Annotated in this window: 24 protein-coding genes; 12 read left to right on the top strand and 12 right to left on the bottom strand. The window is 65.9% G+C overall.

The window, feature by feature from the left end; translation table 11 throughout:
* Positions 1 to 63: 63 nt before the first annotated feature.
* On the bottom strand, positions 64 to 1,035 hold the full coding sequence (locus A9975_RS29615) for a magnesium and cobalt transport protein CorA (protein WP_183035846.1): 972 nt from the start codon (positions 1,033 to 1,035) through the stop codon (positions 64 to 66).
* Positions 1,036 to 1,179: 144 nt separating this feature from the next.
* Here A9975_RS29615 and minC point away from each other — a divergent pair, with 144 nt between their 5' ends.
* The 4 genes from minC to A9975_RS29595 all read left to right on the top strand — a co-directional run bounded on the left by minC (position 1,180) and on the right by A9975_RS29595 (position 4,580).
* Positions 1,180 to 1,995 (top strand): septum site-determining protein MinC, encoded by an 816-nt coding sequence (gene minC / locus A9975_RS29610; RefSeq protein ID WP_183035845.1) that lies wholly within the window; start codon positions 1,180 to 1,182, stop codon positions 1,993 to 1,995.
* A gap of 62 nt (positions 1,996 to 2,057) precedes the next feature.
* Positions 2,058 to 2,873, top strand: coding sequence for a septum site-determining protein MinD (minD, locus tag A9975_RS29605; RefSeq protein ID WP_043342744.1), 816 nt, complete (start codon positions 2,058 to 2,060; stop codon positions 2,871 to 2,873).
* Positions 2,874 to 2,888: 15 nt separating this feature from the next.
* Positions 2,889 to 3,143, top strand: coding sequence for a cell division topological specificity factor MinE (gene minE, locus A9975_RS29600; RefSeq protein ID WP_006164360.1), 255 nt, complete (start codon positions 2,889 to 2,891; stop codon positions 3,141 to 3,143).
* Positions 3,144 to 3,494: 351 nt separating this feature from the next.
* The gene (locus A9975_RS29595) at positions 3,495 to 4,580 is read left to right on the top strand and encodes a porin (protein ID WP_183035844.1); all 1,086 of its coding nucleotides are present in this window, start codon (positions 3,495 to 3,497) and stop codon (positions 4,578 to 4,580) included.
* Between the two features lie 80 nt (positions 4,581 to 4,660).
* Here A9975_RS29595 and A9975_RS29590 read toward each other — a convergent pair whose 3' ends face one another.
* Both A9975_RS29590 and A9975_RS29585 read right to left on the bottom strand, forming a co-directional pair.
* Positions 4,661 to 5,512: a HAMP domain-containing histidine kinase gene (locus A9975_RS29590; protein ID WP_183035843.1), complete on the bottom strand. Its 852-nt coding sequence runs from the start codon at positions 5,510 to 5,512 to the stop codon at positions 4,661 to 4,663.
* Positions 5,509 to 6,207 carry a response regulator transcription factor gene (locus A9975_RS29585; RefSeq protein WP_183035842.1) on the bottom strand — a complete coding sequence of 233 codons (699 nt, stop codon included), beginning with the start codon at positions 6,205 to 6,207 and terminating at the stop codon, positions 5,509 to 5,511. The genes A9975_RS29590 and A9975_RS29585 overlap by 4 nt, the downstream gene beginning before the upstream one ends.
* Before the next feature lie 232 nt (positions 6,208 to 6,439).
* On the opposite strand from A9975_RS29585, the gene A9975_RS29580 reads away from it, so the two are divergent.
* On the top strand, positions 6,440 to 7,132 hold the full coding sequence (locus A9975_RS29580; RefSeq protein ID WP_183035841.1) for a response regulator transcription factor: 693 nt from the start codon (positions 6,440 to 6,442) through the stop codon (positions 7,130 to 7,132).
* A 17-nt stretch (positions 7,133 to 7,149) separates the two neighbouring features.
* Here A9975_RS29580 and A9975_RS29575 read toward each other — a convergent pair whose 3' ends face one another.
* The 3 genes from A9975_RS29575 to A9975_RS29565 form a co-directional block, all read right to left on the bottom strand.
* Entirely contained in the window at positions 7,150 to 8,151 is a 1,002-nt protein-coding gene (locus tag A9975_RS29575; RefSeq protein ID WP_183035840.1) for a tripartite tricarboxylate transporter substrate binding protein, read from the bottom strand.
* A 134-nt stretch (positions 8,152 to 8,285) separates the two neighbouring features.
* Positions 8,286 to 8,576 carry a hypothetical protein gene (locus A9975_RS29570; protein WP_150985467.1) on the bottom strand — a complete coding sequence of 97 codons (291 nt, stop codon included), beginning with the start codon at positions 8,574 to 8,576 and terminating at the stop codon, positions 8,286 to 8,288.
* 60 nt (positions 8,577 to 8,636) lie between these two features.
* Positions 8,637 to 9,650: an EamA family transporter gene (locus A9975_RS29565; RefSeq protein ID WP_255503946.1), complete on the bottom strand. Its 1,014-nt coding sequence runs from the start codon at positions 9,648 to 9,650 to the stop codon at positions 8,637 to 8,639.
* Between the two features lie 120 nt (positions 9,651 to 9,770).
* On the opposite strand from A9975_RS29565, the gene A9975_RS29560 reads away from it, so the two are divergent.
* Both A9975_RS29560 and A9975_RS29555 read left to right on the top strand, forming a co-directional pair.
* Positions 9,771 to 10,349 (top strand): MarR family winged helix-turn-helix transcriptional regulator, encoded by a 579-nt coding sequence (locus A9975_RS29560; protein WP_255503945.1) that lies wholly within the window; start codon positions 9,771 to 9,773, stop codon positions 10,347 to 10,349.
* A 126-nt stretch (positions 10,350 to 10,475) separates the two neighbouring features.
* Positions 10,476 to 11,795, top strand: a complete 1,320-nt coding sequence (locus tag A9975_RS29555) for a M20/M25/M40 family metallo-hydrolase (RefSeq protein ID WP_183035839.1) — start codon at positions 10,476 to 10,478, stop codon at positions 11,793 to 11,795.
* 337 nt (positions 11,796 to 12,132) lie between these two features.
* On the opposite strand, the gene A9975_RS29550 is transcribed toward A9975_RS29555, so the two are convergent.
* Positions 12,133 to 13,389: an MFS transporter gene (locus tag A9975_RS29550; RefSeq protein ID WP_183035838.1), complete on the bottom strand. Its 1,257-nt coding sequence runs from the start codon at positions 13,387 to 13,389 to the stop codon at positions 12,133 to 12,135.
* Positions 13,390 to 13,496: 107 nt separating this feature from the next.
* On the opposite strand from A9975_RS29550, the gene A9975_RS29545 reads away from it, so the two are divergent.
* Positions 13,497 to 14,366 carry a helix-turn-helix domain-containing protein gene (locus A9975_RS29545; protein WP_183035837.1) on the top strand — a complete coding sequence of 290 codons (870 nt, stop codon included), beginning with the start codon at positions 13,497 to 13,499 and terminating at the stop codon, positions 14,364 to 14,366.
* 859 nt (positions 14,367 to 15,225) lie between these two features.
* Here A9975_RS29545 and A9975_RS29540 read toward each other — a convergent pair.
* The 4 genes from A9975_RS29540 to A9975_RS29525 form a co-directional block, all read right to left on the bottom strand.
* Positions 15,226 to 15,396, bottom strand: a complete 171-nt coding sequence (locus A9975_RS29540) for a hypothetical protein (RefSeq protein ID WP_183035836.1) — start codon at positions 15,394 to 15,396, stop codon at positions 15,226 to 15,228.
* A gap of 7 nt (positions 15,397 to 15,403) precedes the next feature.
* The gene (locus A9975_RS29535; protein ID WP_183035835.1) at positions 15,404 to 16,669 is read right to left on the bottom strand and encodes a M20 aminoacylase family protein; all 1,266 of its coding nucleotides are present in this window, start codon (positions 16,667 to 16,669) and stop codon (positions 15,404 to 15,406) included.
* A 460-nt stretch (positions 16,670 to 17,129) separates the two neighbouring features.
* Entirely contained in the window at positions 17,130 to 17,972 is an 843-nt protein-coding gene (locus tag A9975_RS29530; RefSeq protein ID WP_150985426.1) for a fumarylacetoacetate hydrolase family protein, read from the bottom strand.
* Positions 17,969 to 18,697 carry a GntR family transcriptional regulator gene (locus A9975_RS29525; RefSeq protein WP_183035834.1) on the bottom strand — a complete coding sequence of 243 codons (729 nt, stop codon included), beginning with the start codon at positions 18,695 to 18,697 and terminating at the stop codon, positions 17,969 to 17,971. Before A9975_RS29525 ends, A9975_RS29530 begins: the two co-directional genes overlap by 4 nt.
* Before the next feature lie 181 nt (positions 18,698 to 18,878).
* Here A9975_RS29525 and A9975_RS29520 point away from each other — a divergent pair, with 181 nt between their 5' ends.
* The 4 genes from A9975_RS29520 to A9975_RS29505 all read left to right on the top strand — a co-directional run bounded on the left by A9975_RS29520 (position 18,879) and on the right by A9975_RS29505 (position 23,532).
* A complete protein-coding gene (locus tag A9975_RS29520; RefSeq protein ID WP_183035833.1) occupies positions 18,879 to 20,177 on the top strand; it encodes an MFS transporter in 1,299 nt (432 codons plus the stop codon).
* Positions 20,178 to 20,271: 94 nt separating this feature from the next.
* On the top strand, positions 20,272 to 21,000 hold the full coding sequence (locus A9975_RS29515; protein WP_183035832.1) for an aspartate/glutamate racemase family protein: 729 nt from the start codon (positions 20,272 to 20,274) through the stop codon (positions 20,998 to 21,000).
* Positions 21,001 to 21,013: 13 nt separating this feature from the next.
* Positions 21,014 to 22,429 carry a dihydropyrimidinase gene (gene hydA, locus A9975_RS29510; protein ID WP_183035831.1) on the top strand — a complete coding sequence of 472 codons (1,416 nt, stop codon included), beginning with the start codon at positions 21,014 to 21,016 and terminating at the stop codon, positions 22,427 to 22,429.
* Positions 22,430 to 22,794: 365 nt separating this feature from the next.
* Positions 22,795 to 23,532 carry an aspartate/glutamate racemase family protein gene (locus tag A9975_RS29505; protein ID WP_183035830.1) on the top strand — a complete coding sequence of 246 codons (738 nt, stop codon included), beginning with the start codon at positions 22,795 to 22,797 and terminating at the stop codon, positions 23,530 to 23,532.
* 22 nt (positions 23,533 to 23,554) lie between these two features.
* On the opposite strand, the gene A9975_RS29500 is transcribed toward A9975_RS29505, so the two are convergent.
* On the bottom strand, positions 23,555 to 24,547 hold the full coding sequence (locus tag A9975_RS29500; protein ID WP_255503940.1) for an NAD-dependent epimerase/dehydratase family protein: 993 nt from the start codon (positions 24,545 to 24,547) through the stop codon (positions 23,555 to 23,557).
* Between the last annotated feature and the right edge of the window lie 8 nt (positions 24,548 to 24,555).

Here is a 24,555-nt window from a genome sequence, read left to right as displayed (position 1 = left end):
GGGAAAGAAGGGCGGCGCCGTGGGGGCGCCAGGCGTGGCAACCGGGTTGCCGCGCCGCGCGGCTCAGATCCAGCCGGATTTATGCAGCTTGCGCCAGAGCCCGCCGCAGGCCAGCACGGTCACCCCGATCACGGTCGGATACGCATAGTGGAATTGCAGCTCCGGCATGAAGTTGAAGTTCATGCCGTACAAGCTGAACACCACGGTGGGAATCGCCAGGATGGCGCCCCAGCCGGCCAGGCGTTTGACCACTTCGTTCTGGCCCACCGTGACCAGGGCCAGGTTCACCTGCACCGCGGTGGTCAGCATCTCGCGCACCACGTCCAGGGTGCGCACCAGGCGGCTGGCATGGTCCTCGATGTCGCGGAAGTACGCGCGCAGCTCCTTGGGCACCAGGTCCTCGTGCAGCCGGATCAGTTGTCCGCAGATCTCCTCGATCGGGTAGACCGCATTGCGCAGGCGCAGCACCTGGCGCTTGATGTGGTACAGGTGCTCGATCGCGGCACGGTCGAACTCGTCGCGGAAGATACCTTGCTCAAGCTGCTCGAAGCCATCCTCGAGCCGGGTGACGATGGGCATGTAGTGGTCGACCACGAAATCCATCAGCGCGTAGAGCACGTAGCCCGGGCCGTTGGCCAGCGCGCGCGCGTCGCTCTCGCAGCGCTCGCGCACCGGGGCGTAGCTGCTGCTCACGCCGTGACGGACCGACACCACATAGTTGGGGCCGACAAACAGGTGGGTCTCGCCCACCACCACTTCGTCGTCTACCAGCTGTGCGGTGTTCAGCACGATGAAGATGGAGTCGCCGTAGGTCTCCAGCTTGGGGCGCTGGTGGGCATCAAGGGCATCCTCCACCGCCAGGTCGTGCAGGCCAAACTCCTGCTGCACCTTGCGCAGCAGCGGCAGGTCCGGTTCATGCAAGCCCAGCCAGACAAAGGTGCCCGGGACCGAGATTGCGTCACTGATCTGGTCCAGGGCGACATCACCCACGCGCTTGCCGCTGCGGTAGGCCACACTGTTGACGATCGCGCCCATGACTGCTCCCTTATTCAGATGGCGCAATCGTAACAAGAGCGCCGTCAACGCGCCGCATCCGGCACTGGTCTCGGGTCATCCGGCATTTGTTACAGTTCTGCACCCAGACGAAGTTAGAATGTCCCATTTCCACGGTCACCGACTATGTCCCAGAAGAAATCGCCACGCTTCGAGCTGCGCAGTGGCAATGTCGACGCCCTCCTCCTCGCTCTCAAGACCACCGACATCGCAGCGCTGCGTGACGATCTCCTGTCCCGCTTCGAATCGACCCCCGATTTCTTCTCCAACGATGTGGTGGCCCTGGACCTGCGCCGGCTGGAAAACGACGACCAGGTGGCCCTGGACACGGTGATCGAGACCCTGGCCCAGCTCAAGGCCCGCGCTATCGGCGTGGTGGCCCGCGAGGCGCAGCGGGGCTGGGCCGAGTCGTTTGGCCTGCCGCTGCTCGACAGCCAGAGCCGGCGCGGTGGCCGGGACGAGACCCCGCCTGCCGAGCCGGCAGGCCCCTCCCCGGCCGAAGCCCTGGCCGACGCCCAGGCTGCGGCCCAGGCCGAGGCAAAGGCGGCGGCCGCCGAAGTGGAAGCCGCCGCCACGGCCGCCATTGCCGAAGCCGCGTCGCGCAGCGTGCCCACCATGCTGATCGACAAGCCGCTGCGCTCCGGCCAGCAGATCTACGCCGCCGGCGACGTGGTGATCCTCGACCTGGTCAGCTACGGCGCCGAGGTCATCGCCGAAGGCAACATCCATATTTATGCCCCGCTGCGCGGCCGCGCGCTGGCGGGGGTCAAGGGCTACGCGCAGGCGCGCATCTTCTGCACCTGCCTGGAGCCCGAACTGCTCTCCATCGCCGGCATCTACCGCACCGCCGAACTGCCGCTGCCCGCCGATGTGCTGGGCAAATCGGCCCAGGTGCGGCTGTCCGGGGAGAAACTGATTCTCGAACCGCTCCGGATGAAGTAACACCCGCCGCAGAGCCCAAACCACAGCAGCGCAAGCTTCAACCATTACTGGATCCAAGAGCCATGGCAAAAATCATCGTTGTGACCTCCGGCAAGGGAGGCGTAGGCAAGACCACCACCAGCGCCAGCTTTTCTGCCGGCCTGGCCCTGCGCGGCCACAAGACTGCCGTGATCGACTTCGACGTCGGCCTGCGCAACCTCGACCTGATCATGGGTTGCGAGCGCCGCGTGGTGTACGACCTGGTCAACGTGGTACAGGGCGAAGCCAACCTGAACCAGGCCCTGATCAAGGACAAGAAGTGCGAAAACCTGTTCATCCTGCCGGCCTCGCAGACGCGCGATAAAGACGCGCTCACCAAGGAGGGCGTGGAGAAGGTCATCAATGGCCTGGTCGACATGGGCTTCGAGTACATCGTCTGCGACTCGCCCGCGGGCATCGAGTCCGGCGCCCTGCTGGCCATGTACTTCGCCGACGAGGCGCTGGTCGTGACCAACCCCGAGGTGTCCTCGGTGCGCGACTCGGACCGCATCCTGGGCATCCTGTCGTCCAAGACCAAGCGCGCTGCCGAAGGCGGCGACCCGATCAAGGAACACCTGCTGATCACGCGCTACAACCCGAAGCGCGTGCACGGCGGCGAAATGCTGTCGCTCACCGATATCCAGGAAATCCTGCGCATCAAGCTGATCGGCGTGGTGCCGGAATCCGAAGCGGTGCTGCACGCGTCCAACCAGGGCACGCCGGCCATCCACCTGGAAGGCTCCGACGTGGCCGACGCCTATGGCGACCTGGTGGACCGCTTCCTCGGCAAGGACAAGCCGATGCGTTTCACCGACTACCAAAAGCCGGGGCTGCTTTCGCGCATCTTCGGCAACAAGTAAGGGGGGTCTACCATCATGTCGATTCTGTCCTTCCTGCTCGGCGAGAAGAAGAAGTCCGCCTCGGTTGCCAAGGAGCGGCTGCAGATCATCCTCGCCCATGAACGCACCGGCCATTCCGCGCCGGCCGATTACCTTCCCGCCTTGCAGCGCGAGCTGGTCGCGGTGATTTCCAAATACGTAAAGATCAGCGACCAGGATCTGCGCGTGAGCCTGGAACGCCAGGACAATCTCGAAGTGCTCGAGGTCAAGATCGAGATCCCACAGGGATAACCCTGAGCCGGGCCAGCACTCCCCGGCCCGCTCTTCTGGCGGCGGCGCTTCACCGTGAAACGCCCGCCTGGCCTGCCTTGGTGGCCTGCGCGCGCTCGCGCTGCCGGCACCATCCCCACGCGGTGGGGTACACGAGTAACGCTGGCTTCATCTCGCGATGCACCATTGTGTGGATTTGTCGCGGCGTCACAACGCTTTTGCACCAATTGCCAGCTTAGAGACTGCCAACGGCGTGCATTAGTGTCTAAATCTTTTCTGTTTTGTTAAATTTTCGCGGGCGTTTACACGAAACGTAAACTCGTCAGCCGTCGCGATCCGACCGCTGACACCACAGAATAGAAAAGGAGCCACATGAAGAAATCAGCCCTGACCCTCGCACTTGGTACGCTGCTGGCCGGCAGCGCCTACGCACAAACGTCCGTGACCCTGTACGGCATTGCAGACGTGAGCATTCGCTACACGAACAATTCCAACCAGGCCAACAACAGCCTGTACCAGATGACCGACGGCGCTGTGACGCAAAGCCGTTGGGGCCTGAAGGGCAGCGAAGCCCTCGGCAACAACCTGAAGGCGATCTTCCAGCTGGAAAGCGGCTACAGCCTCGACAACGGCTCGATGAATTCGTCGGGCGTGCTGTTCAATCGTCAGGCTTATGTGGGTCTGGCAGGCGATTTCGGCACCGTCAAGCTGGGCCGTCAGTACACCGAAGGGTTTAACTTCTTCGGCGACTTCGATCCGCTGACCATCGGTAACTACCAAGCCAATGCCTGGCCGTTCTTCCTGACCCAGTTCCGCGCCAACAACGTCGTGAGCTACGGCGGCAAGTTCAGCGGCCTGGACGTGGGTGCCAGCTATGGCTTCGGCGAGCAGCCGGGCAGCCTGACCAAGGCCAGTTCCACCGGCAAGCCGTACTTCGGCGCTCGTGCAGCCTATACGGTTGGTCCGTTCGCCTTCGGCGGTGTGTACCAGGAAATCCGCGACACCTTCGGCAACAAGCAGCAAATGTGGGGCGCGGCTGGTAAGTACTCCATCGGCCCGGCGAAGGTATTCCTGGGTTATGTCGGCGGCAAGGACAAGACCGGCCAGATCGACACCAACTTCATGAACGTTGCCGGCAATCCGGTTCCGGTCGGTGGCAACGCCGTGAACAACCCCCGCAAGGATGCCCTCGGCTACCTGGGCCTGACCTATCAGGCAACCCCGGCCCTGGCACTGACCGGCGTGTTCTACGGCGACCACATCCAGAACAAGAATGGCCTGTCCAACAACGCTGGCAATCGCTACACCGGCGTGCTGCTGGCCGAGTACTCGCTGTCCAAGCGCACCCAGGTCTACGGCACCGTGGACTACAACAAGGTGACTGGCGGCGTGACGACCGAACTGCCGGGCAAGAACAACCAGACCGGTGCAGCAGTCGGTATTCGCCACATTTTCTGATTGTCCTTGTCGGCATGCCCCGCGCTCGCGCGGGGTAATGCCTGACTGCAAGAAAGCACCTTCGGGTGCTTTTTTGTTTTTCAGCGCAGCATGGGCAAGCGCAGATGCCAGGTGACACTGCCATCGGCTTCAGTTCCAGCCTCAGCTCCAGCTTTGGCATCCGCGCCGTGATCCGCATCGAGCGCACCGCCATGGCGCAACAGCACGCGGCGGCAAAACTGCAGCGCCGGCGTCCCGGCACGCGCGGCCCGCCACGCATCGGCATCGGCATCAGGCACGAAGACAATGGAAATCCGGCAGAGGCGGCCGTCGAGCCGCTGGCACACCCGCGGCGGCGTGCTCCCGGCCGCGGACATCATGGCCAGCGTCATCAGCACGCGCAGGGCTTCCGACAGCATGGCGGCATCGCCCCGTATCCAGGCCTTGCGGCCAGCCAGGTCAAGTTCGGGCCTGGGCCCGGCATGCAGGCAGAGCGTGTCGGCGGACTCGCGCAGCAGCGCGGTCAGCTCTAGTATCTCCATGCGGTAACCGTGGGCGAGCTCGCGCAACAGACGCGCGATGTCGTCGGTAAGCCGCAGCGACGCCTGCGCATAGCCCGCCGCCTGCGCCACGAATGCCGCGTGCGCGCATGCGCACGGCACATCCTGGTGCAATTGCACCAGCGCCAGGATGGCACTCTGCGGCGAGCGCAGATCGTGTGACAACGCCCGCATGGCGGTTTGCCAGGATGCCAGCGCCGCGCGATCGCAGGCCGGCGCATCGACGGCGCCGCCGGCAGGCGGCATGGTGCCGATGGTGCCGATGGCGGGCATGTCTTGCCCGCCCTCTTCCATGCCCGCCCCCATCCTGTGGGCTAGACGCTCCAGGCAACGCGCGACAGCACGCAGGCCCGCCACCCAGCGCAGGATTTCACAACGCAGCCACGCCGTCATGGCGCCGCGCCGGTGAGTTCGAGACGGTAGCCATGCGTGTAGACGGGCAGCAGCCGCAGCCCGTGTTCCGGGTGCAGGGCAAGCTTGCTGCGCACCCGCGACATATGCGTATCGATGGTACGCGACAGCGGCGAGATCTCGCGCCCCCAGACCGCCGCCACGATATGGTCGCGCGACACGATGCGCCCTTCGTTGCGAAACAGCAGCACGGCCAGGTCGAACTCCTTGGGTGTCAGCCTGAGCGGCTGGGCGCGATGCGCCACCGTGCGCGCGGCGCAATCGATGACGTAGTCGGCCAGCGCCACCTGCGCGCCGCCGCTGCCCGGGTCCGGATAGGCGCGGCGCAGCAGCGAACGGATGCGCGCCAGCAGCTCGCCGCGACGCACCGGCTTGAGCATGTAGTCGTCGGCGCCCGTGGCGAAGCCGTCGACGATGTCTTCTTCCTGCGCGCGACAGGTCAGGAACATCACGGGCACGCGCCGGTCCAGGTTGGCGCGCACCCAGGTCAGCACCTCCTTGCCGGAAAGATCCGGCATCTGCCAGTCGAGCAGCAGCAGGTCGAAGTTCTCCTCGCGCAGTTGCCGCAGCAGGTCGCGGCTGCGCGTGAAGGTGGTGCAGGCATGCCCGGCCTCGCCGAGAATCTGCCGGATCAGGGCCGCCTCGGCGGGTTCATCTTCCAGTGATGCGATCTTCATACCCATGCAATTTGGCCGGAAAGGCTTGGGCGCCTGCCGGTCTCGCGGTAATTGGCGCCGCCGGCGCCAGGGATTGACCCGACTATGCGGGGCTATCCGTCATTAGAAGCCGCGAGAGAAGCCTGTCGGATGAGAAATTTCGCAATCTGCGGCGCCAGCTTCCATTAGCGATCCGCCACGCGGGCCGCGACGCTAAGATGCCCTGGCAATGCCGAGCACGAGGAGAGCGTTCATGCGAGTCGCAGTACTGGAGGACAACCCGGCGCGAGCCATCCTGCTGGAGCAGACGCTCAGGCTCAGCGGCCATGAGGCAGTGCGCTTTCGCGAAGGGGGCGCGCTGATGCAGGCGCTGCGCAGCGAGCCCTACGCGCTGGTGCTGATGGCCTGGGAGGTTCCCGGCATCCCGGCGCGCGACGTCTTGCTATGGATACGCCGTACCCTCGGCGATGCGTTGCCGGTGATGCTGCTGAGCCAGCACAACGACGACGACCATATCGCCCGGTGCTTCGCCCATGGCGCGGATGCCTTCCTGCCGCCGCCGGTGCGCCATGCCGAGCTGGCCGCGCGCGTCGATGCGCTGCTGCGGCGAATGGCGCCGGTAGCGCAAGCCTGCGGCGACCTTGAGCTGGGCGCTTACCGCTTTGTGCTGGCCGAGCGGCGCGCCTTCGTCAACGGCCGCCTGGTCAAGCTGGCGCCCAAGGAGTACGAGCTGGCGGTCTTGCTGTTTCGCCATGCCGGCCAGTTGCTGCTGCGCCAGACCATCGAGGAATCGGTCTGGCACCGCAGCATGCCGTCCGCATCGCGCACGGTGGACAGCCACCTGTCGCGCGTGCGCACCAAGCTGGCGCTGGAGCCGCGCAATGGCGTACGCCTGTCGGCGGTGTATGCCACCGGCTGCCGGCTGGACCTGATCGAGCAGCCGTGATGCGGCTGCCCGGCCCGTCAGTCCGCCTTGATGCCCGCTTCCTTCACGATGCGGGCGTTGTCGTCGTATTCCGCATGGATGGCCTTGGCGAACTGCGCGGCGGTACCGCCGGTGGGGACTTCGCCGCCCTTGAGCAGGCGCTCGCGCACCTCGGGCTCCTGCAGGGCCTTGTTCAGTTCGGCATTCAGCCTGGTGATGATGGCCACGGGCGTGTGCGCTGGAGCGAAGATGCCGAAGGTGGAGGTGAGGTTGGCCTTGGGGTAGCCCAGCTCGGCAAAGGTCGGCACATTGGGCAGCGACTCGATGCGCTTGGGTGCGCCCACCGCCAGCGCGCGCAGCCGGCCGGCCTGCATGTGCTGGGTCAGCATGGGGCTGGCGTTGGTGCTCATCACCTCGAACTGCCCGCCGAGGGCGTCGTTCATCTGCTGGCCCGCGCCCTTGTAGGGAATCAGGGTGAGGTCGGCCTTGGCCTTCGACTTGACCTGTTCCAGCATGACATGGCCCACCGTGCCCAGTCCGGACGTGGCCCAGCGCACCGAGCCCGGCTTGGCCTTGGCTTGCGCCAGCAGGTCCTGGAACGACTTGCCGCCAAAGCTCGACGTGGCGATCACCAGCACGGGCGAGTACATCACGCTCATGACCGGCGCGATGTCGCGCTGCGGATCGTAGTTGACGCGGCCCACGTGCGGATTGAGCGTGAGCGGGCTGGTCGAGGCAAAGCCCAGCGTGTAGCCGTCCGGCGCGGCCTTGGCCACGGCGTCGATGCCGATGCTGCCACCCGCGCCCGCCTTGTTTTCCACCACCACCGAGGCACCCATCTGGGCCGACAGGCGCTCGCCGAGCGCGCGTGCCACGGTATCGCTGATGCCGCCGGTGGGATAGGCCACGATCAGCCGGATCGGGCGCGCGGGATATGCACCAGCGGCACCAGCGCCGTCAGCGGCATTGGCAAGCGGGCACATCAGGGCCGCAGACACGGAGGCAGCAGCCAGCAGGGGAATTCGGTGGGAAGCGGACATGGCGGGGGACGACGAGGACAACGGTTGGAAGACGGAACAACGGAACGACGGAACAACGGAACTGGCCGTGCTGGCGCCGCCGGGCGGCCCGGAACCGGGCGCTGGACCGTCAGCACGCGTGCAGGAAACAGGCGCTATTTTATCCGATCGGCGCCGCGGCCCAGCGCGCGGTCCGGCACCCACGAGACAAAGAGCTCGTTGGCGCGGTCATAGAGCCGCCATACGGTGCCGCACTCGCGGCACGTGAACGTGAGCATGCTGAACGGCACGCCGGCGGCGCTCTGGCTGACCAGCGGCGCGGTGTGCTTGAGCACAAGCCGCTCATGCGGCTCGCGCCGGCGGGAATCCGCCGCTAGCGCCAGACAGTGATCGCAAGCGGGCCGGGAAGAGGTGGGGGAAGGTACGGCGGACGTCATGCCCGCCATGATGCCGCAAAAACGGCGCGCCATTCACCCTGGTCGTTCACCTTTGCTTCACCGTTGCGTTCACCCTTGCCGCGGTGCCAACGGCGCATGCGCCTTATCTGAAGCCCCGGAGCCTGCGGCAGCAGCCTGCGCCGCCTTCGGCGCGCGCTGCCCGAGCCACACGCTGGCCAGCACCAGCAGCGCGCCGGCCATCTGCGCCGGGCTCAGGGTCTGGCCGAGCACCAGGAAGCCCAGCGCGGTGGCGCTAACGGGGCTGAGCAGGCCCAGCGCGGACACCGCCGCGGTCGGCAAGCGGCCAATGCCACGGAACCAGAACGCGTAGCTCACGCCGGCACCGGCCACGCACAGCCACAGGTAGCCGAGCACGTTGGGCAGCGTCAGCCGCGCCGGCAGCGTCTCGAAGGCCAGCGCGAAGGGCAGCAGGAACAAGGCGCCCGCGGTGAGCTGCCACGCGGTGAGCACCAGCGGCGAGACCGGAGCCCGCCAGCGTTTGGCGAGCACCGTGCCCAGCGCCATCGAGACCGCGCCGGCGGCCGCGGCCGCCACGCCCACGCCGTCCAGCCGCGCGGCGGGCCCCAGCACCAGCAAGGCCACGCCGCCGATGCCGCCCAGCCCGGCCAGCCACGTCGCCAGATGCGGCCGCGCGCCCAGCAGCAGCCACGCCAGCAGCACCACCAGCAACGGCTGGATCGCACCCACGGTGGCTGCCACGCCGCCCGGCAGCCGGTAGGCGGCGATAAACAGCATGGCCTGGAACAGGCCAATATTGAGCACGCCCAGCACCGCCGCCTTCCACCACCAGCCGCCGCGCGGCAGTTGCCGGCCCCACGCCAGCATCGCCAGGCCGGCCGGCAGCGCGCGGATCACACCGGACAGCAGCGGCTGCCCCGGCGGCAGCCACTGGCTGGTGACCAGGTAGGTGCTGCCCCAGATCAGGGGCGCCGAAGCGGTCAGCAGGACATCCGCCGTGCGTACCTGAACCTGCGGGGCAGGCGTGGAAGACGGCGAGGATGGGCGCGCCGCGAGCAGCGTTGGCGAGACGGGTTGGGGGGCGGGCTGAGGGTCGGCTTTCATGTCGTCATGGCTCCATTTTCTTCAAGACAACATTCTTGATATCAAGATATAAAATCCACTTTACGAACTGAAAGCCTTGATGTCAAGATTCTCGTCAACCCGAATCAACAACAGCCCACCATGGCCACCCGCGGCAAACCCAAGCCAAGCAGCGCGACGGCGCCCTCCCCGAAAGCCGGCAACGACGAGGCCCCCCAAGACGGGGGCGATCGCGTCGACCATATCCTGGCCCAGTGGGCGCGCGAGCGCCCGGACCTGGACGCCGCGCCGATGGGCATCATCGGCCGGGTCTGGCGCCTGGCGCGCCACACCGACCGCGCGGTGGAGTCCGCGCTGGCGCCGACCGGCCTGAACACCTGGGAGTTCGACGTGCTGGCCACGCTGCGCCGCTCCGGCCCGCCATATGCGCTGTCGCCGGGCGCGCTGATCGATTCGCTGATGATCACCTCGGGCACCATGACCAACCGGATCGACCATCTGGAGCGCGCCGGGCTGGTGCGCCGCAGCCCCAACCCGGATGACCGGCGCGGGCTGCTGATCGAGCTGACCCAGCCGGGCCGCGTGCGCATCGACCACGCGCTGGAAGTGCACGTGGCCAATGAGCATCGCTTGCTGGAGCGGCTCTCGGCCACGGAGCGCCAGCAGCTGGCAAGCCTGTTGCGGCGCTGGCTGCAGGGCTTCGAGGCGGCCGGCGAATGACGCGGCAGGCGAGGCGCATCGCAGCAACGCATGCGCCACGCCTGGCACGAACCCTGCAATCCGTCCTGCCTTTTCTCTGTTTCCCCCATTGCGTTTTTCCTCACTGCATCACGGAGCCCCCGCCACATGCGCTTGAACCTTAGCCCGCGCGCCAACGCGCTTGCCCACCGCCGCCGTCCGTCCTTGAAAGCGGCGGCCGCGCTCGCCGCCCTGCTCTGCGCCGCTGCCGCGCAAGCGGCGCCGGTGGAACCCGCCTACCAGCTGTCCCAGCAAGAAAAGCCGGCGCTGATCGCCACCCTCAAGGACCTGGTCTCGATCGAGTCCGGCAGCAAGGACATCGAAGGGCTGGACCGCATCGCCACGCTGATCCGCGACCGCCTGGCCGCGATGGGCGGCGACGCGCAGCTGATCGAGCCTACCGAGGTCTACCGCATGGACGACACGCCCAAGCAAGTGGGCAAGATGGTGATGGCGCAGTTCAAGGGCACGGGCAAGCGCAACATCATGCTGATCGGCCATATGGATACGGTCTACCTGCGCGGCATGCTGGCGCAGCAGCCGTTTCGCATCGACGGCGAGCGCGCCTACGGCCTGGGCATCGCCGACGACAAGAACGGCGTGGCGGTGATCCTGCATACGGTGGCCATCCTGCAGAAAATGGGCTTCAAGGACTACGGCACGCTGACCGTGCTGATCAACGGCGACGAGGAAATCAGCTCGCCGGGCGCGCGCGCCATGCTGACCAAGATGGGCAGCCAGCAAGACGCGGTGTTCTCCTGCGAAGCCACGCGCGTGACCGGCGACCGCCTGTCGCTGGCCACCAGCGGCATCGGCGCCATCTCGCTGACTGTGCACGGCAAGGCTTCGCACGCCGGCAGCTCGCCCGAGAATGGCCGCAACGCGCTGTATGAACTCTCGCACCAGATCCTGCAGATGCGCGACCTGTCCAACCAGGAGACCGGGCTCAAGGTGAACTGGACGATCTCCTCGGCCGGCACCAACCGCAACGTGATCCCGGCCACCGCCACGGCCCAGGCCGACGTGCGCGTGCTGCGCACCGCCGACTACGACAACCTGGAGCGCACGCTGCAGGAACGCATTAAGAAGCAGCTGATTCCCGATACCAAGGTCGAGGTCAAGTTCGAGCGTCGCCGGCCGCCGCTGGAAGTCACCGACGCCGCGCGCAAGCTGGCAGCGCACGCGCAAGGCGTGTATGCGGAGATCGGCGAGAAGCTGGCCGTGTACGACACCGCCGAAGGCGGCGGCACCGATGCGGCCTTTGCCGCGGCCGCCACCAAGGCGCCCGTGATCGAGCGCTTCGGCCTGCGCGGCTTTGGCGCGCACTCCAACGATGCGGAATACGTCGACCTCAACTCGGTCACGCCGCGCCTGTACCTGCTCACGCGCATGATCATGGACGTGTCGCAGGACAAGACCGGCCGCTGATCGGCTCGCCCAGCCTGTAGCGCGTGCCGGCCTGATGCCGGGCTGGCACGCTTCTCGCCTATGGAGAACGACAGGAGCGACGCAGAACAGGTCAAGCAGGTCTCCGAGCGCATCTTCGCATCACCGGCGAGCTCACCACGGAGCTGGGCGGCTCCATCGCCGAGCTCACCCAGGTCGGTGACACCATGATCCGGCAGATGCACGGCCACCAGGGCCAGCCCCTGGCCGACATGGCGCTGAACATGATCGACGTGGTCGACCGCAACCTGTATGAGCGCTCCTGCGACGTGAACACCGATATCGCCACGGGCCGCCGCGCGCAGGCTCAGGCGCGGGCTCAGGCCAGCTTTTTTCGCCCGCCCAGGTCTGGCAGGAAAATGGCCAGCAGCCCCAGCAACGGCAGGAAGGCGCACAGCTGGTAGACCGATTGGATGCCGTGCGCATCGGCCAGCTTGCCCAGCACCGCGGCGCCAATGCCGCCCATGCCGAACGCAAAGCCGAAGAACAAGCCCGACACCATGCCCACCTTGCCCGGGATCAGCTCCTGCGCGAACACCAGGATGGCCGAGAACGCCGAGGCCAGGATAAAGCCGATGATGAACGACAGCACGCCAGTCCAGAACAGGTTGGCATGCGGCAGCATCAGCGTGAACGGCGCCACGCCCAGGATCGACGCCCAGATCACGCGCTTGCGGCCGATGCGGTCACCGATCGGGCCGCCCAGGATGGTGCCGGCCGCCACCGCGAACAGGAACACGAACAGGTAGAGCTGCGAGCTCTGCCGCGACAGGCCAAAGCGCTCCATCAGGTAGAAGGTGTAATACGTGTTCAAGCTCGCCATGTAGAAATACTTGGAGAACACCAGCGCCATCAGCACCACCATGGCCCGCACCACGGTGCGGCGCGGCAGCGGCGCGGCGGCGGCAACAGCCTTGCGCTTGCGCGTGGTATGCGCCAGTTCGCGGCCATACCAGCCGCCGATCTGCCACAGCACGGCAATCGCCAGCAACGCCGCCAGCGAGAACCACGCCACGCTGCTCTGCTGATGCACGATCCACGCCGCCAGCAGCGGCCCGGTCGCGCTGCCCGCGTTGCCGCCAACCTGGAAGATCGACTGTGCCAGCCCGTGCTGCCCGCCCGACGCCATGCGCGCCACGCGCGACGACTCCGGATGGAAGATCGACGACCCGGTGCCCACCAGCGCGGCGGCCACCAGCAGCACGCCATAGGTCGGCGCCACCGACAGCAGCAGCAAGCCGCACAGCGTGAACCCCATGCCGATCAACAGCGACTGCGGCTTGGGATGCTTGTCGGTGTACAGGCCCACCACCGGCTGCAGCAGCGAGGCGGTGATCTGGTACGTCAGGGTCAGCAGCCCGATCTGGGTAAAGCTGAGGTTGAAGCCGCCCTTGAGCATCGGATAGATGGCCAGGATCAGCGACTGGATCATGTCGTTGAGGAAGTGCGAAAAACTGATCGCCCCCAGCACCCGGAAGCCGGTCCGTTCGGTGGCCTGCGCGGTAGTGGAAGTCTGGGCCACGCCTTGTGGCGAGGCATTCGCGCCGCCGGGCGCGGTTTCGATGCGGCTGCTCATGATGGAAACGGGGCTGAAAAGGCAATGGGGGAATCCTGGCGCTCATCCTAAATGGCACGATTCAGTCTGTCCTGCGAGAATAGGGCCAGAACCTTGGAGAAAAGGACATGCCGCGCCTCCCCCGCCCGATCACACAGCGAAGCGCCGAAAAAGCCGAAAGCGCCGAAAGCGCCGCGCCCACGACACCCGCCTCCCCCCGCGCCGACACCTACTCCAAGTCGCCCGACTACCTGCGGTACGACCGCAGCGCCATGCCGGTCACCGCCATGGCCGCCGACTACGTGCCCGGCCACGTTACCAAGCCACACCAGCACCCCAATGCGCAACTGGTGCACGCGGTGCATGGCGTGATGGTGGTCGCCACCGCCGAAGGGCAATGGATCGTGCCCCCCACGCGCGGCATGTGGATGCCTGGAGGCATGCTGCACTGGATCCGCATGGTCGGGCACGTGCGCATGCGCACCGCCTATATCCGGCCGGACGCCGCTGACAACCTGCCCACCCGTTGCACCGTGCTGGGCATCACGCCACTGCTGCGCGAACTTATCCTCGCCGCGATCGATATCCCTTCGCCCTACGCGGAAGCGTCCCGGAACGGGCGGCTAATGCGGTTGTTGCTGGACGAAGTCATGCTGGTGCCGACGTTGCCGTTGCACTTGCCGCGTCCTGCCGATGCGGGATTGCGGGAGATTTGCGATGCGATTGTCGGGGCGCCGGATACAGCGCTGACTTTGGCGCAATGGGGAGAGCGGCTGGGAGTGGATCCCAAGACCATCCAGCGGCGCTTTGCTCGGGAGACCGGGATGACGTTTGGGCAGTGGCGGCAGCAGGCTCGGTTGCTGTCCGCGTTGGAGGGGCTGGCCGCCGGGGCTAAGGTGGTGGATGTGGCGTTGGATCTGGGGTATGAGAGTCCTAGTGCGTTTTCTACTATGTTCAGGAGGCAGTTTGGGGTGCCGCCTAGTGGGTTTTTTCGGTGAATTTTTGGGGGGTCAAGGGGGGGACTGTTGGCTCTTGTCCAAGCTTCGGATTTGATTGATACGGCGTTGGCTTTTGCACCCAAGGTGCCGTACGACGGGTTGGTCGTTGCTTATTTCATCGGCGTTGGTTTTTGCACCCAAGGGCCATACGACATCCCCCTGCGGGGGCTGCCGGTCACTTTTCTTTGACCGGCAAAGAAAACTAACGAAAAGAAAGCCGCCCTGCCGGGAGCAGAGCAATCGGGCTTATGTGGGGCGGTGGTTGCGTCGTACGGCCCGGAGTGTTGGCTGGCGTGTCCAACCGGCTTGTAGGTCATCTCTATAGCATGACCCAATGGTCACGTGGTGGTGCCCCTGATCGCTTTGCTCGGTGCGCGTTCGGGCATCTGCCGTTCGCGGTGCGCAGCGCCACGATCCTGCCTGCCTTGGTGGTTTCGTGGTTTTGTCTCTGGCGGCGGGCGCCCGGCCATTTGATGCCCTGCCGTACCGGCGCGAGCGGTGCCTTACTCTCAACTCCCCTGGTTTCGTGGTGGGCACCGTGGCCCGTGCGCGAGGGCCGCGCTCACACACACGTTCGGACATCACCGCGCTCGTCCTCCGAGACAAAACCACGAAACCAGCCACACCCGAAACGGTGCAGCACTTCGCCGCGCGAACGGCAGATGTGTGAATGGTCACCGCAAGCGAGGTCAGGGGCTGCACGACGTAACCCATAGGTCATGCAGAAATGATGTCCTTGGGGCCGGTAGGATTCGCTAGCCAACACTCCGGGCCGTACGACGCAACCACCGAGGCAAAAACAGCCTGATTGCTCTGCCCCCGGCAGGGCGGCTTTCTTTTCGTTAGTTTTCTTTGCCGGTCAAAGAAAAGTGACCGGCAGCCCCCGCAGGGGGATGTCGTATGGCCCTTGGGTGCAAAAACCAACGCCGATGAAATAAGCAACGACCAACCCGTCGTACGGCACCTTGGGTGCAAAAACCAACGCCGCTAAAAAAACCACCAGCCAACACAGCAAAAGCCAACTGGTCACCCCCCTTTCAAATCTCCAAATACCTCTCCACCAACCTAGCCCAATAAGCCGCCCCAACCGTCAAATTCTCATCATTAAAGTCATACCCAGCGTTATGCAGCAAAGGCTGCCCCGCCCCGTTCCCCATCCGCACAAAACACCCCGGCCGTTGCTGCAGGAAGTAAGCAAAATCCTCGCTCCCGGCGATCAGCGGGAAATTCGCCACCACCTTGTCGGGTCCCACCAGTTCCTCAGCCACCTGGCGGGCGAACTCGGTCTCGCGCTCACTGTTGATCAGCACCGGGTAGCCCCGGATGTAATCGATCTCCACCGTAGCGCCATAGCCCTCCACATGCGAGGTCACCAGCCGCCGGATACGATCCTCCAGCGTGCGCCGCACATCGGGGCTGAACGACCGCACGCTCAACTCTAGCTTGGCGCTCTCGGGGATCACATTGGGCACATGCCCGGCATGCAACGTGCCGATGGTGACCACGGCGGTTTCGTTCGGGTCGATATTGCGCGACACAATGCTCTGCAGCGCCATCACAAGGCTGCCGGCGACCAGGATCGGGTCGATCGACTGGTGCGGGCGGGCCGCGTGGCCGCCCTTGCCGCGGATGGTGATGGCGACCGTATCGCAGGCCGCCATGAAGGGGCCGGCGCGGAACATGAAGGTGCCGGCTTCCACGCCGGGATGGTTGTGCAGGCCGAAGATCGCGTCGCAGGGAAAGCGCTCGAACAGGCCGTCGGCGAGCATGCGCTCGGCGCCGCCGCCGGCGCCGATTTCCTCGGCGGGCTGGAAGATCAGGTTGACGGTGCCGTTGAAGTTGCGTGTGCGGGCCAGCTGGCGCGCCGCGCCGAGCAGCACGGTGGTGTGGCCGTCGTGGCCGCAGGCGTGCATCTTGCCGGCGTGGATGCTGGCGTACGCCAGGCCGGTGCGCTCATGAATGGGCAGCGCGTCCATATCGGCGCGCACGCCGACGCTGCGCGGACTGTCGCCCTGGCGCAGCGTGCCGACCACGCCGGTGCCGCCAACGCTGCGCGTCACCGCGTAGCCCCAGCCTTCGAGCTGGGTGGCGACCAGTTCGGCGGTGCGCACTTCGTCGAAGGCGAGCTCGGGATGCTGGTGGATGCTGTGGCGAATGGCTTCCAGCTCGGCGCGGCTGTCGACGGTGTCGGCCAGTTCACAGAATCGGGAAGCGCGGGAAGTGGAGGTAGCGGAGGCGGCGGGTCGGGTCGCATGCGAGTCGGCGAGAAGTGACTCGATCAGTTCGGGGGCGTGTTCTGACATGGCAGTACTCTTTTTCTCGATGCCCCTTTGCGAGGCGTAGGGCGTATAGAAAACAGTATTTCACGCTGGGCGCAGAGCGCAAACGGTTTAACCCTTTGTAGCGAAATCAGCGTAACAACTGTTGCGAACGGGGAACGTTCTCGCGTTCGTCGGGATCATGGGGAGATTTGCGGCCGTGGGGGCAGGTGTCGATAGCGGTACAAGTGACACTATTTGCGACACAACTAGCGACACAACCAGGGCCAGGCACGACGCTGGCTCCGCGTTGTGGTGCTCCCCTCTCCCGCATGCGGGAGAGGGGCTGGGGGAGAGGGCGGGCGCTCGTTACGCCGTCGTGCTGGAAAACACCATGGGCTTCGCTTTGCGTGGCTCCTAGCTAAGCCACCCCTCTCCCCGGCCCTCTCCCCATGAGGGGAGAGGGAGAGACAGCCGGCGTCATGGCGCGCGGTTTTGGCCCGCCCTACGCGTAGGCCACCACCGTCTGGCCCTGCTCGCCCAGGCCGTCGATGCCCAGGCGCATGGTGTCGCCCGCCTTGAGGAAGCGCGGCGGCTTGAAGCCCATGCCCACACCCGGCGGCGTGCCGGTGCAGATCAGGTCGCCGGGGTGCAGCGTCATGAAGCGGCTGACGTAGCTCACCAGCGTGGCCACGTCGAACACCATGGTGGCGGTGCTGCCCTTCTGCACGCGCTGGCCGTTGACATCCAGCCACAGGCCCAGCGCCTGCGGGTCGGGCACTTCGTCGCGCGTGACCAGCCAGGGGCCGACCGGGCAGAAGGTGTCGCAACCCTTACCCTTGTCCCAGGTGCCGCCGCGCTCGATCTGGAATTCGCGCTCGGAGACGTCGTTCACCACGCAGTAGCCGGCCACGTGCGAGAGCGCATCGGCGAGCGAGACGTCGCGTGCCACTTTGCCGATCACCACGCCGAGCTCCACTTCCCAGTCGGTCTTCTCGGAGCCGCGCGGCAGCATCACCGGGTCATTGGGCCCGTTGAGCGCGCTGTTGGCCTTCAGGAAGACGATGGGCTCGGCCGGCAGCGCCATGCCCGCCTCGGCGGCGTGGTCGGCGTAGTTCAGGCCGATCGCCACGATCTTTCCGATGCCGGTCCAGGGCACGCCGAAGCGCTCGGCCTGCACCACCGGCAGCGTGGCCGGGTCCAGCTTGGCCAGGCGCGCCAGCGCTTCGGCCGACAACGCCTGCGGCCCGAGGCCGTCCAGCACGCCGGACAGGTCGCGCACGCGGCCTTCAGCATCGATCAGACCCGGGCGTTCCGCGCCCGGCTTACCCACACGTACTAGTTTCATCGTTTCCCCTTGGCTTCGGTGGCGATGTGGCCGGCGGGCTCGGAAAGGGTCCGCGCGACCACGGTCAGGACTTCTTTTGCAGTGTTCTCGGAATGCTGGCGCAGCACCTGCGCCAGCCGCGGCCGGCCCGGTTCGCGCAGCGCGGCCATGATGGCCTCGTGTTCCGCGTGCGACTCCTGCCAGCGCAGCATATCCGCATTGGCGGCGCCGCGCGCGCGGTGGACCTTGCTCATCAGCATGGCGTAGATGCCGGCCAGCACGGGGTTGGCCGCGCCGTCGATGATCAGCTGGTGGATTTCCTGGTTGGTGCGGAAGTACTCGGTGCGCCGCCCGGCGGCGTGAGCCTCCAGCATGGTCTGGTGCTTGCGCTCCAGCCGCGCCATGGCCACCTCGGACAGGCGCGCCGCCGCGAGTTCGCCGGCGGTGGCCTCCAGCCCGTGCAGCGTCTCGAAGGTCGAGCGCAGTTCATCGAGATCGAGCGGGGCCACGCGGTAGCCGATGTACTGCCGATGCAACACCAGGCCTTCGGACACCAGCACCTTGAGCGCCTCGCGCAGCGGCGTCTTGGAGACGTCGAACATCTCGCAGAAGGCGCGCTCGTCGATGCGCGCGCCGGGGGGCAGCTCGCCCTCCTCGATCATGGTACGCAGCCGCGCGGCGATTTCGGCCGACATGCCGAGGGTGCGCAGGCGGGTGGATTTAGGAAGCGTTTGAGTCACAGACATCACCGAGATGGGGAACATGCACCACAAGAAGGCTAACACATCCCAAAATTGTGCGTTCGCATAACAATAAAATCAACGACTTACGAGAGTTGTAATTACAGATTACGTATCCTATACTCCGTCCCAGTTGCGCGACACACAACACAAACCGCCTAACATTCCCCCAAAGGAGACAAGCGTCATGCAAACGACAAGCCGGGCTGCAGCGCTAACGGAGACGAAGAGCTCCGTGCGCTGGAAGATTTTCCTGATGATGTTGTTCCTCATCGCCATCAACTACATCGACCGGGCCTCGCTCTCGGTCGCGATGCCGCTGATCGCCAAGGAGTTCGATCTCAGCCCTACCATGCAGGGCCTGATCCTCAGTTCTTTCTTCTGGACCTATGCGGTCATGCAGATTCCCGGCGGCATGCTGGCGGACAAGTACAAGCCGCGCATCGTGATCGCCACCGCCACCGTCTTCTGGGGCGCGTTCCAGGCCCTGGCGGCCGTGTGCACCAGTGCCGGCGCGCTGTTGCTGACCCGGCTCGGGCTGGGCGCGGCCGAGGCGCCGATCTACCCGGCCGGCGGCAAGCTTAATGCGATCTGGATGACGCAGAACGAACGCGGCCGCGGCGCCACCCTGCTGGACGGCGGCGCGCCGCTAGGCGCGGCGCTCGGCGCCATCATCATTACCTGGCTGATCACGGCGCTGGGTTCCTGGCGCCTGGCCTTCGTGGTCGCTGGCGTGGGCACCGTGCTGGCCGGCATGCTGGCGTGGTACTACGTGCGCAACTCGCCGCGCGAGCACCGTGGCGTCAATGAGCTGGAAGCGAGCTACATCGAAGCCGCGCAAGCCAGCGAGCACCGCGCCGAGCCGGCCAACCTGTCGGGCCGCTCGCTCGACTTCCTCAAGTACCGCTCCGTGTGGTGCATGGCGACCGGCTGGATGTGCTTCAACAGCGTCTTCTACGGCCTGCTGACGTGGATGCCCAACTACCTGAACAAGGTGCACGGCTTCGACATCAAGCAGATGGGCGGCGCCAGCTTCATCATCTTCTTCTCCGGCTTTATCGGTGAACTCATCGGCGGCTGGATCGCCGACAAGTGGAAGGCCGCGGGCGGCGCGCCCAACCTGGTGATGCGCACCCTGTTCGGCATCGCCGCCGTGGTGGCTACCGTATCGATCTTCTCGGTGGCGTACGTGAAGGATCCGGTGGTGGTGGTGGCCCTGCTCTCCTCCACGCTGTTCTTCCTGCGCTGGTGCGGCCTGTACTGGTGCATCCCGTCCATCCTCGGCACCCGCAACAAGGTGGGCGTGCTGGGCGGCATCATGAACCTGGGCGGCAATATCGGCGGCATCACCGTGCCCATCATCGTCGGCATGATCGTGCAGTTCACCGGCTCGTACTTCCTGGCGCTGATGTTCTTTGCCGCCGCCGGCGTGGGGCTGCTGATCTCCTCGACCGCGATCGACTACGAGAAAAAGCTGCCGGTCTGAGCGCAGCGCGACCTCCACAGCTAGCCATACAGTCGCACGCGCCGCGCCGGCACATGCCGGCAGCGGCGCGGCATCTCCTAAAGAGCATTACCCCATGACCAAACGCACCCTCCTCGGCATGCTCACGCCGTCGTCCAATACCGCGCTGGAACCCATCACCAGCGCCATGGTGAGCGGCCTGCCCAATGTCAGCGCGCATTTCTCGCGCTTCACCGTCACCGAGATCTCGCTGCGCGACCAGGCACTTGGCCAGTTCGACCTCGACAAGATCATCGGCGCGGCCAAGTTGCTGGCCGACGCACGCGTGGATGTGATCGCGTGGAACGGCACCTCCTCCGGCTGGCTCGGCTTCGAGAAAGACCAGGCGCTGTGCCGCCAGATCACCGAGGCAACCGGCATTCCCGCCACCACCTCGGTGCTGGCGCTGAACGAAATCCTGGAAAAAACCGGCGCGGTCGACTTCGGCCTGGTCACGCCCTATCTCGACGATGTGCAGCAACGCATCGTGCAGAACTACAAGCGCAACGGCTTTAACTGCACGGCCGAGCGCCACCTCGACCTGCATGTGAACTACAGCTTCGCCGAAGTGGAAGAAGACACCATCCGCCGCATGGTGCGCGAAGTGGCGCAGCACAAGCCGGCGGCCATCACCACCTTCTGCACCAACCTGCGCGCGGCGCACCTGGTGCAAGCCCTGGAAGCCGAGACCGGCATCCCCGTCTACGACACCATCTCCACCGTAGTGTGGAAATCGCTGCGCCTGGCCGGCGTGGACACGCGCGCGCTGCGCGGCTGGGGCCGCTTGTTTGCCGAAGTGGAATGAAGGAGCAGGGCGCATGAACACCGAACTTGATCTTGTCATCCGCAATGCTGAAGTAGTCACCGCCTCTGACCGCTTCACCTGCGACATCGGCGTGCGCGACGGCCGCATCGCCATGCTGGGCCACGACCTGCCGCGCGCCGCGCGCGAGATGGATGCCACCGGCCTGCTGGCGCTGCCGGGTGGCGTGGATGGCCACGTCCACCTGGACCAGCCCATGCCCGACGGCATGCGCATGGCGGATGATTTTTTCACCGGCACGCGCGCTGCCGTGTGCGGTGGCACCACCACGGTGATCCCGTTCGCGGCGCAGGAAAAGGGCGGCTCGCTCAAGGCCGCGGTGGCGGACTACCATCGCCGCGCCGAAGGCCGCGCGGTGGCGGATTACGGCTTCCACCTGATCGTGGCGGACCCCACGCCGGAAGTCTTGCAGAATGAATTGCCCGAGCTGATTCGCAAGGGCTACACCTCGTTCAAGGTCTACATGACCTACGACGACCTGAAGCTGTCCGACCGCGAGATGCTGGACGTGCTCGACGTGGCCAAGCGCAACGATGCGCTGGTGATGGTGCATGCCGAGAACGCGGATTGCATCTCGTGGCTCACTGAAAAGCTGGTCGGGGAAGGGCGCATCTCGCCGCGTTTCCACGGCATGGCCCGGCCTGCGCTGGTGGAACGCGAAGCCACGCACCGCGCGATCACCTTTGCCGAGCTGGTCGACGTGCCGATCCTGATCGTGCATGTTTCCGGCAAGGAGGCGATCGAGCAGATTCGCTGGGCACAGGGCAGGGGGCTGCCGATCCTGGCCGAGACCTGCCCGCAGTACCTGTACCTGACTGCCGAGGATATGGGCTTGCCTGGCGATGATGGCTATGAAGGCGCCAAGTGCGTGTGCAGCCCGCCGCCGCGCGATCCGGAGAATCAGGCAGCCGTCTGGCGTGCGCTGACCAATGGCGTGTTCAGCGTGTTTTCCTCGGACCACGCGCCGTTCAACTATGACGATCCGCAGGGCAAGAAGCTGGGCGGCACGGCGCAGCCGTTTGACCACATTCCCAACGGCGTGCCCGGCATCGAGACGCGGCTGCCGCTGTTGTTTGATGGGATTGAGAAGGGCAAGCTTTCGCTGCATCAGTTTGTTGAACTGACTTCCTACCGGCCGGCACGGCTGTATGGCTTGTATCCGCGCAAGGGAACCATCGCTGTTGGCGCGGATGCCGATATTGCGTTGTGGGATCCTTCGCGGAAGGTGCGGATTGCTAATAGCGATTTGCATCATGCGGTGGATTACACGCCTTATGAGGGGATTGAAGTGACCGGGTGGCCGGTGCATTGCTTCTCGCGGGGCGAGCTGCTGGTGGAGGATGGGAGGTATCTGGAGCCGGCGCCAGGGCGGGGGAGGTTCTTGCCGGCGGGGGCGCCGTCGTTGGTTTGAGGATTGATGGTTTTAGTTTCGACTTCCACGGCTTAACTTCAAAGTCAGCTTCAAAGGCTCAAAGTCAACTGCAGTTTCACCACCCCTGCGGGGCGGCGACCTACTTTCTTGTCTTGCCAAGAAAGTAGGCAAAGAAGGCGCGCCGGATGGGGCGACACCCCCTCGTCGTCAGCCAAAAAGAGCGGCCGGGGGCCAAACTCACATCGCCTTAAGGCGATGCTCAGACATGGCCCCCTCTTTTCCGCTCTTTTTGCCTGCCGACGAGGCGCCCCATACGGCCTGGTACACCTTTACGGCTCGCTTCGCATCGCGTGGTGGGCGGCCCCTGATGGCCTGTTGGCGTGGCATTTTTTCCGGACGTGATCATGCGTATTCTTGTTGTTAATCCTAATATTTCCGAGAGCGTTACCGAGCTGATTCGCGCGGAGGCTTTGCGTACGGCTTCGCCGGGGACTGCGCTGACGATGGCGACGGCGCAGTTTGGCGTGGCTTATATCGAGACGCGTTTCGAGGCGCTGGTGGGGGGCTACGCTACGGCTTGCGTGGCGGCGGAGCATCAGGGGCAGTTCGATGGCCTGGTGGTGGCTGCGTTTGGCGATCCTGGGCTGGCGGGGTTGAAGGAACTGTTCAATGTGCCGGTGGTGGGGATGACAGAGGCGGCGCTGGCCAGCGCCTGCCTGCTTGGGCAGCGTTTTTCCATCATTGCGATTTCGCATCGGATCGAGGCCTGGTACCGCGAGTGCGTGGCGGCTAACGGGCTGACCTCGCGGCTGGCCAGCGTGCGTTCGCTGCAGCAGCCGCTACGCGATATCGGCAGCGTGCAGGAGGATCATGCGGCGCGGCTGGAGGAGCTGAGCCTGAAAGCGGTGCGCGAGGATGGCGCGGACGTGATCATCGTGGCCGGCGCGCCGCTGGCCGGGCTGGCACGTACGCTCAAGGACCGGATTCCGGTGCCGGTGGTGGATGGCGTGTCCAGCGCGATCCGGCATTGCGAGAGCTTGATTGCGCTGGCGCCCACTGGCGCGACGCAAGGCAGCTACGCGCGCCCGCCGCACAAGCCGAATCGCGGGTTGCCGCCGACGCTGGCGGCGATGCTGGACTAAATTGCGCCGCCGGGCGACGCACTCAGGCCGCCACCCGCAAACCCAGTTCGCCCAGGCTTGCGCGCAGCGCTTGCTTGAGCGGCGTGCGCGGCAGATCGCCCACCAGGGCTTGCAGCGCCGTGCCATCGAGCGCGTGCGGTACCTTCCACAAGTAAGCCATCTCGGCCAGCTCGCGCCACATGGGCACCACCGCGCCGCCTGCGCGGATCAGCCACCATGGCATGCCGCCCACGCGCGGTGCGTGCGCCATGCCGCTGGCTTCGGCCAGCGCGCTCACCAGTTCATCGCCCGTTAGCGTATGCCCCGCGAAATGCAGCACGGCATGGCCGCGCAGATCCGCGTGGCGGCGTGCCACCGCAACAAAGGCCTGCGCCAGGTCGGGCAGGTAGGCCCAGGCATGCGCGCGGTCGCGCGGGCCGGGATAGACCACCTTGCCTTGATCGAGCGACTTGGCGATCGCCAGGTCCATCCATGCGCCGCGCCCCGGGCCGCCGAAGAAATCGCCCGCGCGCAGGATCACGCTGCGCAGCCCGGGCGCACGCTCGCGCAGACCGGCCTCGATGGCGCGGCGGATCTCGCCCTTGCGCGCGCTGGGCCGCTCTGCGGTATCGGGGCGCAGCAGCGGCGGCATCGACTCGCCGAAGTTGTAGACGTTGCCGGGATAGAGCAGCAGGGCGTCCAGCGCCTGCGCCACCTCCATGCCACAGCGCGCCAGTGCTTCGGCGTGCTGCTCCCATTCGGTATAGACCGGGTTGAGCGCGTTCGCCACCACGCTGGCGCCGCGCGCGGCGGCGAGCAATTGCGCGGTGTCGGCCACGTCGATAGCCAGGCCGCGCACGTTGTGCGCCACCGTGCCCGCCAGCGGCCGGCGTGCCTGCGCCAGCACCGTCCAGCCGGCCGCGGCAAAGGCATCCACCAGGGCGCGGCCAAGCCGGCCGTTGGCGCCGAGTATCAATACGGTGTCGCGCACCTTGTTCTCCTGCATCGCGTTCTCCAGCATGACTTTCTCCAGCATTGCGTTCT

This window comes from Cupriavidus sp. UME77 (assembly GCF_014170355.1).
GTDB lineage: Bacteria > Pseudomonadota > Gammaproteobacteria > Burkholderiales > Burkholderiaceae > Cupriavidus > Cupriavidus basilensis.
This window is presented reverse-complemented; position numbering and strand designations above follow the sequence as displayed.